13 protein-coding genes are annotated in these 13,684 nt (G+C 69.9%); 5 read left to right on the top strand and 8 right to left on the bottom strand.

Annotation, left to right across the window (positions count from 1 at the left end; translation table 11 throughout):
* Positions 1-50 precede the first annotated feature (50 nt).
* The 7 genes from NJE57_RS00915 to NJE57_RS00945 are packed head-to-tail and all read right to left on the bottom strand — an operon-like array spanning position 51 to position 6,489.
* Positions 51-521, bottom strand: a complete 471-nt coding sequence (locus tag NJE57_RS00915; protein WP_319026493.1) for a metal-sulfur cluster assembly factor — start codon at positions 519-521, stop codon at positions 51-53.
* A gap of 6 nt (positions 522-527) precedes the next feature.
* Positions 528-980 (bottom strand): Fe-S cluster assembly sulfur transfer protein SufU, encoded by a 453-nt coding sequence (gene sufU, locus NJE57_RS00920; protein ID WP_319026494.1) that lies wholly within the window; start codon positions 978-980, stop codon positions 528-530.
* The gene (locus NJE57_RS00925; RefSeq protein WP_319026495.1) at positions 977-2,236 is read right to left on the bottom strand and encodes a cysteine desulfurase; all 1,260 of its coding nucleotides are present in this window, start codon (positions 2,234-2,236) and stop codon (positions 977-979) included. The genes sufU and NJE57_RS00925 overlap by 4 nt, the downstream gene beginning before the upstream one ends.
* 18 nt (positions 2,237-2,254) lie before the next feature.
* Positions 2,255-3,025: a Fe-S cluster assembly ATPase SufC gene (sufC, locus tag NJE57_RS00930; RefSeq protein WP_319026496.1), complete on the bottom strand. Its 771-nt coding sequence runs from the start codon at positions 3,023-3,025 to the stop codon at positions 2,255-2,257.
* A gap of 58 nt (positions 3,026-3,083) precedes the next feature.
* Positions 3,084-4,292, bottom strand: a complete 1,209-nt coding sequence (gene sufD, locus NJE57_RS00935) for a Fe-S cluster assembly protein SufD (protein WP_319026497.1) — start codon at positions 4,290-4,292, stop codon at positions 3,084-3,086.
* A gap of 5 nt (positions 4,293-4,297) precedes the next feature.
* Positions 4,298-5,755 carry a Fe-S cluster assembly protein SufB gene (gene sufB / locus NJE57_RS00940; protein WP_319026498.1) on the bottom strand — a complete coding sequence of 486 codons (1,458 nt, stop codon included), beginning with the start codon at positions 5,753-5,755 and terminating at the stop codon, positions 4,298-4,300.
* Positions 5,752-6,489, bottom strand: a complete 738-nt coding sequence (locus NJE57_RS00945) for a metalloregulator ArsR/SmtB family transcription factor (RefSeq protein WP_319026499.1) — start codon at positions 6,487-6,489, stop codon at positions 5,752-5,754. The genes sufB and NJE57_RS00945 overlap by 4 nt, the downstream gene beginning before the upstream one ends.
* 162 nt (positions 6,490-6,651) lie before the next feature.
* On the opposite strand from NJE57_RS00945, the gene mptB reads away from it, so the two are divergent.
* Genes mptB through NJE57_RS00965 form a run of 4 tightly spaced genes read left to right on the top strand, consistent with a single transcriptional unit; the run spans position 6,652 to position 11,025 of the window.
* A complete protein-coding gene (mptB, locus tag NJE57_RS00950; RefSeq protein WP_319026500.1) occupies positions 6,652-8,265 on the top strand; it encodes a polyprenol phosphomannose-dependent alpha 1,6 mannosyltransferase MptB in 1,614 nt (537 codons plus the stop codon).
* Positions 8,262-9,197, top strand: a complete 936-nt coding sequence (locus tag NJE57_RS00955) for an ABC transporter ATP-binding protein (protein WP_319026501.1) — start codon at positions 8,262-8,264, stop codon at positions 9,195-9,197. The genes mptB and NJE57_RS00955 overlap by 4 nt, the downstream gene beginning before the upstream one ends.
* On the top strand, positions 9,194-9,985 hold the full coding sequence (locus NJE57_RS00960; protein WP_319026502.1) for an ABC transporter permease: 792 nt from the start codon (positions 9,194-9,196) through the stop codon (positions 9,983-9,985). The genes NJE57_RS00955 and NJE57_RS00960 overlap by 4 nt, the downstream gene beginning before the upstream one ends.
* Positions 9,986-10,023: 38 nt before the next feature.
* Entirely contained in the window at positions 10,024-11,025 is a 1,002-nt protein-coding gene (locus NJE57_RS00965) for a COX15/CtaA family protein (RefSeq protein WP_319026503.1), read from the top strand.
* 70 nt (positions 11,026-11,095) lie between these two features.
* Here the strand turns inward: NJE57_RS00965 and NJE57_RS00970 are convergent, their stop codons facing one another.
* Entirely contained in the window at positions 11,096-12,601 is a 1,506-nt protein-coding gene (locus tag NJE57_RS00970; RefSeq protein ID WP_319026504.1) for a hypothetical protein, read from the bottom strand.
* 114 nt (positions 12,602-12,715) lie between these two features.
* Between NJE57_RS00970 and NJE57_RS00975 the strand changes: the two genes are divergently transcribed.
* Positions 12,716-13,684, top strand: coding sequence for a quinone oxidoreductase (locus NJE57_RS00975; protein WP_319026505.1), 969 nt, complete (start codon positions 12,716-12,718; stop codon positions 13,682-13,684).

A 13,684-nucleotide genomic window follows, 5' to 3' on the forward strand; every position in this document is an offset into this window, starting at 1 on the left:
GAACGAGAGAGGGACCCGGGCGGGGGGCGAGCCCCGGCCGGGTCCATCGGTCACACGGTGAAGCCGATTGCGCGGAGTTGTTCCCGGCCGTCGTCGGTGATCATCTGCGGGCCCCACGGAGGCATCCAGACCCAGTTGAGCTCGAGGTCGTTGACCAGGTCTGCACCGATCGTCGCACTACGGGCCTGGTCCTCGATCACGTCGGTCAGCGGGCACGCGGCCGAGGTGAGAGTCATATCGACCCGCGCGATGGTGGATCCCTCGGTTTCGCCCGGGCGGACCCAGATGTCGTAGACCAACCCGAGGTCGACCACGTTGATCCCCAGCTCGGGATCGACCACGTCGCGCATGGCCTCCTCGAGGTCGGCGACCAGGGACAGGTCCTGCTCCGACTGCTCGGGTCGGTTGGGGTCGGGACGGAACTCGCCGTTGTAGACGGTGCCCGCCGGGGTCTCGTTCTCCGCCGCGGCGGTGGGGTCGTCGACGGCAGGGTCGTTGGCAGGGGTCATCTGCTCGGTCATGTCACATCACTCCTGGTGTTGTTCGGATTGTTGGCCGAGGGCGTCCCTGAAGGCCATCCAGCCCAGCAGTGCGCACTTGACGCGAGCCGGGTAGCGGGACACCCCGGACAGGGCAACCGCGTCGTCGAGGACCTCTTCGTCACCCTCGTTCTGCCCGCGCGACGAGATCATCGCGTGGAAGGCCTCATAGACCTCCAGCGCGTCGGTCACGGGACGGCCGACGATCAGCTCGGCCATCATCGACGTGGAGGCCTGGCTGATGGAACAGCCCTGGGCGTCGTAGGAGATGTCCTGCACGGTGCCGAGGTCGTCGGAGAGTTGCAGCCGCAACGTCAGTTCATCGCCACAGGTCGGGTTGACGTGGTGCACCTCGGCCCCGAAGGGCTCCCGGAGTCCGCTGTGCTGCGGGCGCCGGTAGTGGTCGAGGATGACCTCCTGGTACATCTGCTCGAGCTTCACGAACGTCCACCTCCTACTCCGAAGAACTCCTGTGCGTGACGCACGGACCGCACCAGCGTGTCGACCTCGTCGATGGTGTTGTAGAGCGCGAACGAGGCTCGGATCGTGGACTGGACACCGAGCCGGCGGTGCAGGGGCCAGGCGCAGTGGTGGCCGACCCGCACCGCCACCCCGTCGTCGTCGAGGACCTGGGAGACGTCGTGAGCATGGACGCCGTTGACGACGAACGACACGGCACCACCCCGGGCCACCATGTCGGTGGGCCCGACGATCCGGACACCGGGCATGTTCCCGAGCGCCTCGAGAGCCGCCACTGTCAGCGACTCCTCGTGCCGGGCGATCCTCTCCATGCCCACGGCTTCGAGATAGCGGACGGCGGCCGCCAGTCCCACGGCCTGGGACACCATCGGCACCCCGGCCTCGAACCGCTGCGGGGGATCCGCGTAGGTGGTCTTCTCCATCGTCACGGTGGCGATCATCGAGCCGCCGGTGAGCACGGGGGGCATGGCGCGCAGGAGAGCACGCCGACCGTAGAGCACGCCGATGCCGGTGGGCCCGAGCATCTTGTGCCCGGAGAACGCGGCGAAGTCGACCCCCAGCTCGTGGAAGTCCACGGCCATGTGCGGGACGGACTGGCAGGCGTCCAACACGACCAGCGCGCCGACGGCCTTGGCGGACTCGACGACCCGCGCCACGTCCGTCACCGCCCCGGTCACATTGGACTGATGGGTCAGCGCGACGACCTTGACCGCGTCGGTCAACTGGAGCGAGTCGAGGTCAATCCGGCCGTCGTCGGTCACCCCGTACCACCGCAGGGTGGCGCCCGTCCGGCGGCACAGCTCCTGCCAGGGCACCAGGTTGGCGTGGTGCTCGAGTTCGCTGATCACGACCTCGTCACCGGGGCCGACGGCGTAGTCACCGAACCGATCGTCCCCAAGCGCGAACGCGACGAGGTTGAGCGCTTCCGTGGCGTTCTTGGTGAAGACGAGTTCGTCCACCCCGGCCCCGACGAACCCGGCGATGGTCGCGCGGGCGTCCTCGTAGGCGTCCGTGGCCTCCTCGGCGAGCTGGTGCGCACCCCGGTGGACCGCCGCGTTGGAGTGCAGCAGGAAGTCCCGCTCCGCGTCCAGTACGGGAGTCGGTCGCTGTGAGGTGGCCCCGGAGTCGAGGTAGACCAAGGGCTTGGCGTCGCGGACCGTCCGCTGCAGGATCGGGAAATCCGAGCGGAGGGCCGTGAGGTCGAGGGTCGAGGTCATGTTCTCCCAGCTGTCTGTTCAGGCGTTCGCGGGCGTCAGGTACTTCTCGTAGCCCTCGGCTTCGAGCTCGTCCGCCAGCTCCGCTCCACCGGAGGCGGCGACGCGGCCGTCCACGAAGACATGGACGCGGTCGGGCGAGATGTACCGCAGGATGCGGGTGTAGTGCGTGATGAGGAGGATGCCGCCGTTCTCCTCGCTCCGGTAACGGTTGACACCGTCGGACACCACGCGCAGCGCGTCCACGTCGAGACCGGAGTCGGTCTCGTCGAGCACGGCGATCTTGGGCTTGAGCAGGTCCAGCTGGAGGATCTCGTGGCGCTTCTTCTCGCCACCGGAGAAGCCCTCGTTGACGCTGCGCTCGGAGAAGGCGGGGTCGAACTCGAGGTCGGACATGGCCTCCTTGACCTCCTTGACCCAGTGCCGCAGCTTGGGTGCCTCGCCCCGCACGGCCGTCGCCGCGGTGCGAAGGAAGTTGGCGGTCGAGACTCCCGGGATCTCGGTCGGGTACTGCATGGCCAGGAAGAGGCCGGCCCGGGCGCGCTCGTCGACCTCCATCGACAGGACGTCCTCGCCGTCGAGGGTGACGGTGCCGCCGGTGACCTCGTACTTGGGATGGCCGGCGATGACGTAGGCGAGGGTGGACTTGCCGGAGCCGTTCGGGCCCATGATGGCGTGGGTCTGGCCCGACTCGATGGTCAGGTCGACGCCCTTGAGGATGTCGACGGTCTCGGCCGAGTCGGCGGTCGCGGCGACGCGGGCTGTCAGGCCCTTGATCTCGAGAATGGTCATTGGTGTGCTCGCAATCTGGTCGAAGTCTTCGGGGATGGTCTCTCGGTACGGGCCGCGGTCAGATGCCGGAGGACTGCAACTCGAGCTCGACGGCCTCGGCGATCCGCTCACGGACCTCGGGCACGCCGATGCGGTTGATCACCTCACCGAAGAACCCACGGACCACGAGGCGCCGGGCCACGTCCTCGGAGATACCCCGGGACATGAGGTAGAACAGGTGCTCCTCGTCGAAGCGTCCCACGGCGCTGGCGTGCCCCGCGCCGGCGATCTCGCCGGTCTCGATCTCGAGGTTGGGCACGGAGTCGGCGCGCGCCCCGTCGGTGAGGACGAGGTTGCGGTTCATCTCGTAGGTGTCGGTGCCCTCAGCCGCGGCGCGGATGAGGACCTCGCCGATCCACACGGTGTGCGCGTCGGGCAGGTTCGACTTGGCATCGCCCTGGAGAGCGCCCTTGTAGAGCACGCGCGACGTGCAGTGGGGCACTGAGTGGTCGACCAGCAACCGGTGTTCGAGATGTTGGCCGTCGTCCGCGTAGTACAGGCCGTTGATGTTCACCGTGCCGCCCGGAGCCGTGAACGTCGCCAGCGGTGCGATCCGCACGAGCTCGCCACCGAAGGTCACGGCGGTGTAGGTCATGGTCGCGTCGCGACCGACCTGCAGGTGGTGATTGGCCAGGTGCAGGGCGTCGTCATCCCAGTCCTGGATGAGGACCACCTCGAGGTGTGCGGAGTCGCCGACGACGAACTCGACGTTCTCGGCGATCGTCCCCCCGCCGCGCTGGTCCACGACGAACGTGGCGTTGGCGAACGGCTCCAGGCGGATCTGGGCGTGGCCGTAGGCCAACTCGCCCTCCCCCGGTCCGTCGACCGTCACGTACACGGGCTCGTCGAGGACGGTCTCCTTGGCCACGGTCAGCACCGTTGCCTGCTCGACGGAGCTGAAGGCCTGGGCGGCGACGCGGTCACGGGGTGCGCCGGCCTCGCCGATGCGCCGGTCCGTGGTGGGGACGGTCTCGACGGTGAGTCCCTCGCGCTCGGCGACGGAGATGAGCAGGCTGCCGGTAGCCGTGACGTTGGAACCGTCATGGATCCCACGCAGCCGCTTGAGCGGGGTGAAGCGCCAGATCTCGTCCTTGTGGCTCGGGACCTCGAACGCGTTCACGTCGAAGGAGGAGAACTGGTCGCCCTTGGTCGCGGTGACCGGGACCCCGTAGCGGTCCGTCACCGGCGTGGGTCCGGTCCGGGTGGTGGGTGCAGTGGTGTCTGTCATGGTGGTCAGCCCACCGACCCTTCCATCTGGAGTTCGATCAGGCGGTTGAGCTCGAGGGCGTACTCCATGGGGAGCTCCTTGGCGATCGGCTCGACGAATCCGCGCACGATCATCGCCATCGCCTCGTCCTCGGCCAGGCCTCGGCTCATGAGGTAGAACAGCTGGTCCTGGCTCACCTTGGAGACGGTGGCCTCGTGCCCCAGCGTCACATCGTTCTCGCGGATGTCGATGTAGGGGTAGGTGTCGGACCGGCTGATGTTGTCGACGAGCAGTGCGTCGCACTCGACGTTGGACTTGGAGCCCTTGGCGCCGGCATTGATCTGGATGAGCCCGCGGTACGCCGAGCGCCCGCCACCTCGCGCCACCGACTTGGAGACGATGTTCGAGGACGTGTTGGGCGCCAGGTGCAGCATCTTGGAACCGGTGTCCTGGTGCTGGCCCTCGCCGGCGAACGCCACCGAGAGCACCTCGCCCTTGGCGTGCTCACCCGTCAGCCAGACGGCCGGGTACTTCATCGTCACCTTGGAACCGATGTTGCCGTCGATCCACTCCATGGTGGCGCCCTCCTCGGCCCGGGCGCGCTTGGTGACGAGGTTGTAGACGTTGTTGGACCAGTTCTGGATGGTCGTGTAGCGGCAGCGACCACCCTTCTTGACGACGATCTCGACGACGGCCGAGTGCAGCGAGTCCGACTTGTAGATCGGCGCCGTGCAGCCCTCGACGTAGTGCACGTAGGCACCCTCGTCGACGATGATGAGCGTGCGCTCGAACTGCCCCATGTTCTCCGTGTTGATGCGGAAGTAGGCCTGCAGCGGGATGTCCACCTGGACGCCCGGCGGGACGTAGATGAACGAGCCGCCCGACCACACGGCGGTGTTGAGCGCGGAGAACTTGTTGTCACCGGCGGGGATCACGGAACCGAAGTACTCCTCGAAGTACTCGGGGTGCTCCTTGAGCGCGGTGTCGGTGTCCATGAAGATGACACCCTGGCTCTCCAGGTCCTCGCGGATCTGGTGGTAGACCACCTCGGACTCGTACTGCGCGGCCACGCCGGCGACCAGGCGCTGCTTCTCCGCCTCGGGGATGCCGAGCTTGTCGTAGGTGTTCTTGATCTCCTCGGGCAGGTCCTCCCACGAGGTGGCCTGCTTCTCCGTGGACCGCACGAAGTACTTGATGTTGTCGAAGTCGATCCCCGACAGGTCCGAGCCCCACCCCGGCATCGGCTTCTTGTAGAACGTCGACAGTGCCTTGAGGCGCTTGGCGAGCATCCACTCGGACTCGCTCTTCTTGTCGGAGATGTCACGCACCACGGCCTCGGAGAGGCCACGCTGTGCGGTCGCACCGGCGGAGTCGGAATCGTGCCAACCGTAGTTGTACTGACCGAGGGAGGCGATCCGCTCCTCATCGGTGGTCGGCTCGTGCACAGTGACGTCGGCCGTCACCTGATCTGGGGTGATGGTCATCGCACAGTCCTTTCGGGGGTCGGAACCGACGCGTCTGCGCCGGCCGCTGCGGGGATGGTGGCCGCCAGGTCTCCGGCGGTCACCGTCCCCGTGGGGATGTTCGTGGTGCAGGCGCAGTTCCCGCCGGCGATGGTGGCAAGACGCTGGACGTGGGTGCCCACTATCTCGGACACCACCTCCTGCTCGGCCTCGCAGAGTTCGGGGAACCGGGAGGCGACGTTCCAGACCGGACAGTGGTGCTGGCATATCTGCAGACCCGTTCCGGCCTCTTCGATCGAGGCGGCATAACCCGACCCGGACAACGCGGTGGCGATCTCGGTCGCCGCGCGCTCGACGTCGTCCGGGCCCTCGGCGGGCCGGACGTGCCCGATCATCGACCGGACACGTTGGCGCGCGAACTCCGCGACCGCGGCGGCGCCGCCGACGCTACGCAGGGCCGACAGGGCCTCCACCGCGAGATGGTCGTAACCGTGTTGGGCCGAACTGCGGCCCGCCGCCGTGACCTGGAACGCCTTGGCCGGCCGGCCGCGGGTTCCCACGGGGCGGGTACGGATCGCCTCGACCTCACCGGTCTCGACCAGGTGGTCCAGATGTCGTCGGACACCGGCCGCGGTCAGTCCCAGCTCCCGCCCGATATCGGCGGCGGTCAACGCTCCGCGCTCCAGGAGGAGCTCGCGCACGGCTGAGCGGGTGTCTGGCCGCGTGCTGCTGTCGATCACGTGCTGCACGCTCATGTGCCACTCCCTTCCGGCTATGCTCGGTGCGCCCCTGAGGGACGCACCACCTGATATTACGCAACACTTCCGTGACGGAAATATTCCCCACCCCCGGGCGAGTCCGGAAGAGCATCGCGAAACGTGATCTTCGACACCCGCGGCGGAGGAAGGCTGAGGTCAGTGCCACGACAGCCCCCGGGAGGCGGAGCGGGGTCGGTCACCGCCCGGCTCCACACCGAGGAACGCTTCACCGGGGCCCCGGCGTCCGCCGAGCTGGCCCGACTCCGCCGGATCCGCCGGATCGGCACCACCGCCGCTGTCGCGATGGCGATCGGCGCACTCGGGGCGGGGGCCCTGCCGGTCCTCCAGAACCCCGTAGCCGGCGAGCGTCTTCTCGGCCTCTGGCTCCGGCTGCAGCAGTCGTCGATGACCGTGGTCATGACCGGGATGGTCGTGGTGACGCTGTGCTGGCTCCTGTTGGCCCCGTATGTCCTGGGACAGGATCGCCGGGGACGGCTGAGTGGCCGCATCGACCGTGCCACGCTCGACCGCATCATCGCCTCGTGGGCGCTCCCGCTCGCCCTCGCCCCGCCCATGTTCAGCAAGGACGTCTACAGCTATCTCGCCCAGGGCGCCATCGGAAACACTCTCGACGACCCATACGAGCTCGGGCCGGTCTCGGCCCTGGGCTCGGCGCACGCCCTGACGGTCAACGTCCCGGACATCTGGCGCGACACCCCGAACCAGTACGGACCGCTGTTCCTGGGTGTCCAGAAGGTCATCCACGCCCTGACAGGGGACGACGTGGTGGTCGGCACGATCCTCCACCGGGTGGTCGCCATCCTCGGGATCCTCATGCTGGGCTGGGCCGTCCCGCGCCTGGCCGAGTACTGCGGGGTGTCGGACGTCGCCGCACTCTGGCTCGCGGTGGCCAATCCGCTCGTGTTGTTCCATCTGGTCTCCGGCATCCACTCCGAGTCCCTCATGATGGGCCTGTTGGCGGTGGGATTGGTACTGGCGCTGCGTGCCGTCGACTCCCTCGATTCCGGCAGACGAACAATCCTGCTCTTCGTGGTGGGCACCGTCCTCGTCACCGCCTCGGCTCTGGTCAAACTCCCCACCGTCGTCGCACTGGGCTTCGTCGGGATGGCGCTGGCCCGCCGCTGGGGCGGCGGGTTCCTCGCCACCTCCCGGGCGGCGCTGGTCATGGTGACGATCAGCGGCGCGACCACCGGCCTGGCCATGCTCGCGACCTCGTCGGGGCTCGGGTGGATCACCAAACTCGGGGCGGCCACGTCGCTCCGTAGCTGGCTCTCGCCGCCCACCGCGCTGGGCGTGGTGGTGGGTGGGATCGGACAGTATCTGGGCCTGGGCGACCACACCGCGCAGATCCTCGTGATGGTCCAGACCGCCGCGCTGCTGATCGCCGGCGCGTTCACCGTGAGGATGCTGTTCGCGGTCCAGTCCGGCCGGATCGACCCGGTGGGCGGACTCGGGGTGTCGATGGCCGCGATCGTCCTGTGTTTCCCCGTCGTCCAACCCTGGTACGTGCTGTGGGCCCTGATCCCGCTCGCCGTGTGGGCCTCGCGGATGGAGTTCCGGCTCCCCGTGGTGGCCGTCAGCGCGGTCCTCGCGTGCTTCACCCTCCCCCCGGGCGCGGGCCTGCCACCCTTCGTCACGGTGCAGGCGTGGGTGGCCACCGCCGTGACCGTGGGGATCCTGCTGATCGCGCTGTTCCGCTGGCCGGGGCTGTTGCGCTTCCGGCGGGAGGCGCGGCCTAGAATGCTCGGGTGACCTCACGCACCGACTCCCCCGCGCTGCACGTCGAGGGACTCGTCAAGAGGTTCGGCGGCACCACCGCCGTGGCGGGTCTGGACCTCAGGCTCGACCGCGGGGAGGTGATGGCGCTTCTGGGTCCCAACGGTGCGGGCAAGACCACCACCGTCGAGATCTGTGAGGGCTTCCTCCGTCCGGACGGGGGATCACTGCGGGTACTGGGACTGGATCCGGTCTCCGACCGACAGCGGGTCCGCAGTCGCGTCGGCATGATGCTGCAGGGCGGTGGCGCCTACCCCGCCGCGCGGGTCGGAGAGATGGTCGGGCTGGTCGCGTCCTACTACGCCGACCCCCTCGACCCGGACTGGCTGCTCGCCGAGCTCGGCCTGAGTGACCACGTCCGTACCCCCTACCGGCGGCTGTCCGGCGGCCAGCAGCAACGGCTCTCCCTCGCCATCGCGGTGATCGGTCGTCCCGAGCTGGTGTTCCTCGACGAGCCCACCGCCGGCCTCGACGCCCAGTCGCGCCGGGCGGTGTGGGATCTGGTCCGGGCGCTGCGTCGCGACGGTACCGCCGTCCTCCTGACCACCCACCTCATGGACGAGGCCGCCGCACTGGCCGACGAGGTCGTGATCATCGACCACGGGCGCCGGGTCGCGGCCGGAACCCCGGCCGAACTGGCGCGGGCGGGTACCTCAGAGGGCGTGACCCTGGTCGTCGACGGCGAGGCCTCCCCGACCCTCCTGTCGGACGCGGTCGGAGCGGACCACACCGTGACGACGGGGTCCGCAGCCGGGGTCCTGGAGGTCCACGGACCGGTCTCGCCCGAACTCATGACCGCGCTGTGCGCCGCCCTCGAGCGGGCCGACGTCCAGCTCACCTCCCTGGCCACCCGGACCAGGAGCCTCGAAGAGGTCTTCCTCGATCTGACCGGACGGGAACTGCGATGACCGAACAACGGACCGGGACCAACCGCTTCGCGCCGGGCACGTTCGCCCGGCCCTCGGCGCCGGCGTCGCTCGCGCGGATGACCGTGTCGCAGACCCGGATGGAACTGACCCTGTTCCTGCGGAACGGCGAGCAGTTGCTGGTGGCCCTGGTGATCCCCGTGGCCGTCCTGTTCGCCCTCACCGCGATCGAGTTCGGTGCCGTCCCCCAGCCGCGGATCGACTACGCGATCACCGCGGTGCTCACGCTGTCGGTCATGGGCACCGCGTTCACCGGCCAGGCCATCGCCGTCGGGTTCGACCGGCGCTACGGTGCGCTCAAGAGACTCGGCGGAACCCCGCTTCCACCTGCCGTGATCATCACCGGAAAGGTCCTGGCGACACTCGTCCTGGTGGCGGGCCAGGCGGTGCTGCTAAGCGCCATCGCAGCCGCTCTCGGTTGGCGCCCGGACCCGGCCGGGTTGGTGGTCGGCGCGCTGATGATCGCGTTGGGGTCGATCGCGTTCTCCTCCATGGGGCTCCTGCTCGGGGGGACCCTGCGCGCCGAGATCGTCCTGGCCCTGGCCAACCTCATCTGGTTCGTCCTCATCGGGGCCGCCGGTCTGGCGATCGGGGTGGCGGCCCTGCCCGACTGGCTGCACGACCTCCTCGTCGTCGTCCCCTCCTACGCCCTGACCAGCGCACTGGTCACCGCCATCGACGGTGGCGTCCCCGCGGCCGCGGCGCTCGTACTGGTCGGGTGGACCGCGGTCTGCGGTGGACTCGCGGTGCGGTACTTCTCCTTCACCTGAACGCGGAGCCGTCCACGCCCCCGCCTAGAATCGGGCGCGTGACCTCGACTTCGCACGCCCCGAACCCCGGAACCCCGGCCGCGAGCGACCCCCGCGGTTCCGCGGGACCACTGTCGCGTCTGCCGATGCCCTCGATCAGGTTGCAGAAGGGCCTGGCACTGGCCAACGTCATCGCCCAGATCGGCATCATGACGACCGGGGTCACCGTCCGCGTGACCGCTTCCGGGTTGGGGTGCGAGACCTGGCCGAGGTGCAACCAGGACAGCTTCACCCCGGTCGCCGGTGCCGGACCCGCGATGCACCAGGCTATCGAGTTCGGCAACCGATTGCTCACCTTCGTACTGGTCGCCGTGGCCGCCGCGCTGCTCCTGGCACTACTGCGTGCAGGGCGTCGCCGCGGGCTCATCTGGCTGGCCCTGGCCATGCCCGCGGGGATCCTGGCGCAGGCGGTGATCGGTGGCATCACGGTTCTGGCCGGCCTCGTGTGGTGGACCGTCGCGCTCCATCTGCTCCCGTCCATGATCCTCGCCTGGCTCGCAGCCGTACTGTTCGTACGGATCGGCGAGGACGACGACTCCCCCGCCAAGCGGGTGCTCCCCGAGCCCCTCTCCTGGCTCATCATCCTCTCGGCGGTCCTCCTGGCAGGAGTGCTGGTGACCGGGACCATGGTCACCGGCGCCGGCCCCCACGCCGGCGACGCGCGTATCGGGGCCGCCGACCGCCTCCAGATGCCCATCCAGTGGCTGGTCCACTTCCACGCCGAGTTGATGGTCGGGTACGTCTGCCTGCTCATCGGCCTCGCGTTCGGACTGATCGCCCTGCGGGCGCAGGGACCGGCCGTCCGGCGCAGTCTGATCCTGATCGGGTTGATCGCGGCGCAGGCTGTCGTGGGGATCACCCAGTACCAGCTGGGGGTGCCCGAGCTGCTCGTGGTGCTGCACGTGACCCTGGCCGGAACCATCACCGCCGTGACGGGGTCTCTCTGGGCCGCCGCGGTCATCCGGGATCGGGCGGTCCCCGCACGGCGGCCGCGCCGGTAACGAGCCGTAGCGCCCCCACAGACCGGAGCGGCCCCGCCGCTGGCGGGGCCGCTCCGGTGGTGCAGGAGGCTCAGACTAACGAGCCGGAACCCGCCATGCGCTTCCAGTGCCCTGCCGGGACGTCGGTCCTGGAGACCAGCTCCCGGGTCCAGTCCGAGGCGGTGAGTCCGGGGACCGAGTCCCGCACGGCCTCGGCCTCGGACAGGCTGGCCACCATGTAGTCGCCCATGACGCCGTCGGACCCGACGAACGTCAGTCGGACTCCGATGCGGCCGGTGGGCTGCAGGACCACGTCCGCCGCACCTCCGTGGCGGGCCAGGAACGTCTTGACGAACTTCACGGCACCCGCGGGCGGGGTCGGACCCGCCGGGACCGGAGTCGCCTCCACCTTCTCGGACTTCGCCTTCTCCACCGGCTTCTCGCCCGACTTCTCGGCGGTGACGGTCTCGTCCGAGTCGTCCCCCGGAGGCGTGGCGGCCGGTTGCGCCGCTGCGGGTGCGTCGGCGGGCTTGGCGGCGGCGGGCGCGGTCTCCCGAGTGGCTGCGTGATCGTCGACCGCCGGAGGCTTCTCAGACTCCGACGACTTCGACCCCGACGCCGGGGCGGACGCGCCGGCTCCCGCCGCACCTCCGCCCAGGGTCAGTGCTCCGGAGCCGCCACCGGGGGCCTTGGCCTTGGAACCCCCACCCAACGTCAGGCCGCCCGTCTTGCCGCCACCGGGGGTCTTGGCGGTCGCGCCGCCACCGAGGGTGAGCCCGCCGGTCTTCTTGTCGGCGGGCTTCTTCTCAGCCGGTTCCTTCTCTCCCGCGTCGTCGACCTCGACCTCGGTCGACCGGCCGGCGGCCGGCTGATCAGCGGCCGGCGCGTCCGTGGTCGTCGCCGCTGCGGGCGCGCTCTTCTCCGCGTCCGCCCCGGATCCGGACGCCTTCGCCGCGCCGGCCGCTGCGGCGGCACCTGCGCCGCCGCCCAGCACCAGCTTTCCGACGGAACCGCCGCCGGGCGCCTTGGCTCCCCCGCCGCCGCCCAGGGTGAGGCCGCCCCTGGCGGGAGTCGGCGGTGTTCCGGCGTCGGCGGGCGCGGGCTCGGGTTCGTGAGGCTCGGGCTCGGACGCGTCGGACTCTGCGACCTCCGGCTCCGGTGTGCCGGCCTGATCGGGCTCGGGCCGGGCCGCCCCGGCCGGGCTGGTTCCGGCCGACGCGGCGGGTGGCGCCCCACCCTCCACCTCCGTGATTCGCGACCCGTGCAGAGTAGACGCGCCGCCACCGGGAGCCTTGGGGCCGCGTCGACCCAGGCTGATCCCGCCCGCGGATGTCCCGGGGGCCACCGGGGCGGCGGTATCCGGGCTTGCGGTCTCCGGGCTTGCGGGCGTCGGGTCGGTCTCCGGCGTGGTCCCCGGCGCAGACTCCGGCGACGGTGCCGGTGCAGCGGAGTCGTCCCCACCCGTCGCGGTGTCGACGACGGGGCTCGCCTGGTCGGGCGTCGACGCCGCGTCGGATCCGCTGGTGGTGACGGCGGGCCGGCCGGTCGCCCGGACTCGCGGTCCCCCGGCGTACTGGGAAAGGATCTGCAGGCTCATGGGGGTACCTTATCGCCTCCGGCCCTCCCCGCCGTCCGCCGCTCCCGGGGTGCCGTCACCAACCTCGCGAAGCCGGGGCTGCGGGAGAGCGCGACGTCCCGGATACTGGACCGCATGCGCGCAGTACAGATCTCTGAGCACGGAGGCCCGGACGTCCTCGTCCCGGTCGAAGTCGACATCCCGTCGCCGGGGCCCGGGGAGGTTCTCGTGCGGACCACCGCGATCGGCGTCAACTACATCGACACGTACCTCCGTGAGGGCACCTACCCGAGCGACCTGCCGTTCATCCCCGGCAGCGAGGGGGCCGGCGTCATCGAATCGGTGGGTGAGGGCACCCCGGACCTGGTGGCCGGTGACCGGGTGGCCTGGTGTCAGACGCCGGGCTCGTACGCGCAGTACGTGGCCGCTCCGGCCGAGTCGCTCGTCGCCGTCCCGGACGGGCTCTCCGATGAGGTGGCCGCGTCGATGCTGCTCCAGGGGTTGACCGCCCACTACCTGATCACCGACACCCATCGCGCCAGCGGCGGGGACACCGTCCTGATCACCGCGGGTGCGGGCGGGGTGGGGCAACTCCTCATCCAGATGGCGGTGGCCCGGGGTTACCGGGTCGTCACCACCACCTCGACGGAGTCCAAGGCGCAGCGCTGCAGAGACCTCGGCGCCCACCATGTGCTGCTCTACCCGGAGGCCACACCCGAGAGGGTCCGCGAGTTGTCCGAGGGCGGGGTCACCGTGGTGTTCGACGGGGTCGGACGCGACACCTTCGACACGAGTCTGGCTTCGCTGTGCCCGCGCGGGACCCTCGTGCTGTTCGGTGCCGCGAGCGGCCCCGTTCCTCCGGTGGACCCGCAACGGCTCAACGCGGCGGGTTCGGTGTTCCTGACACGGCCTAAGCTCGCCGACTTCATCGCCACGACCGAGGAGTACCGCGAACGTGCAGCGGAGGTGATGGAGGGGCTGGTCGACGGCTCACTGTCACTCGAGGTGGGATCGACCTTCGGACTCTCCGACGCGGCCGGTGCACATCGCGAACTCCAGTCCCGGCGCACCACGGGATCGGTCATCCTCGACCCCTCCGGGTGA

The sequence above is a fragment of the Dietzia sp. PP-33 genome (assembly GCF_033790845.1).
Classification (GTDB): Bacteria; Actinomycetota; Actinomycetes; order Mycobacteriales; family Mycobacteriaceae; genus Dietzia.

Bases quoted from the DNA above. Each gene is read 5' to 3' on its own strand.
- sufD (WP_319026497.1), bottom strand. From the start codon at position 4,292: ATGACAGACACCACTGCACCCACCACCCGGACCGGACCCACGCCGGTG.
- NJE57_RS00945 (WP_319026499.1), bottom strand. From the start codon at position 6,489: ATGAGCGTGCAGCACGTGATCGACAGCAGCACGCGGCCAGACACCCGC.
- NJE57_RS00960 (WP_319026502.1), top strand. From the start codon at position 9,194: ATGACCGAACAACGGACCGGGACCAACCGCTTCGCGCCGGGCACGTTC.
- NJE57_RS00970 (WP_319026504.1), bottom strand. From the start codon at position 12,601: ATGAGCCTGCAGATCCTTTCCCAGTACGCCGGGGGACCGCGAGTCCGG.
- sufC (WP_319026496.1), bottom strand. From the start codon at position 3,025: ATGACCATTCTCGAGATCAAGGGCCTGACAGCCCGCGTCGCCGCGACC.
- NJE57_RS00925 (WP_319026495.1), bottom strand. From the start codon at position 2,236: ATGACCTCGACCCTCGACCTCACGGCCCTCCGCTCGGATTTCCCGATC.
- NJE57_RS00975 (WP_319026505.1), top strand. From the start codon at position 12,716: ATGCGCGCAGTACAGATCTCTGAGCACGGAGGCCCGGACGTCCTCGTC.
- sufB (WP_319026498.1), bottom strand. From the start codon at position 5,755: ATGACCATCACCCCAGATCAGGTGACGGCCGACGTCACTGTGCACGAG.
- NJE57_RS00915 (WP_319026493.1), bottom strand. From the start codon at position 521: ATGACCGAGCAGATGACCCCTGCCAACGACCCTGCCGTCGACGACCCC.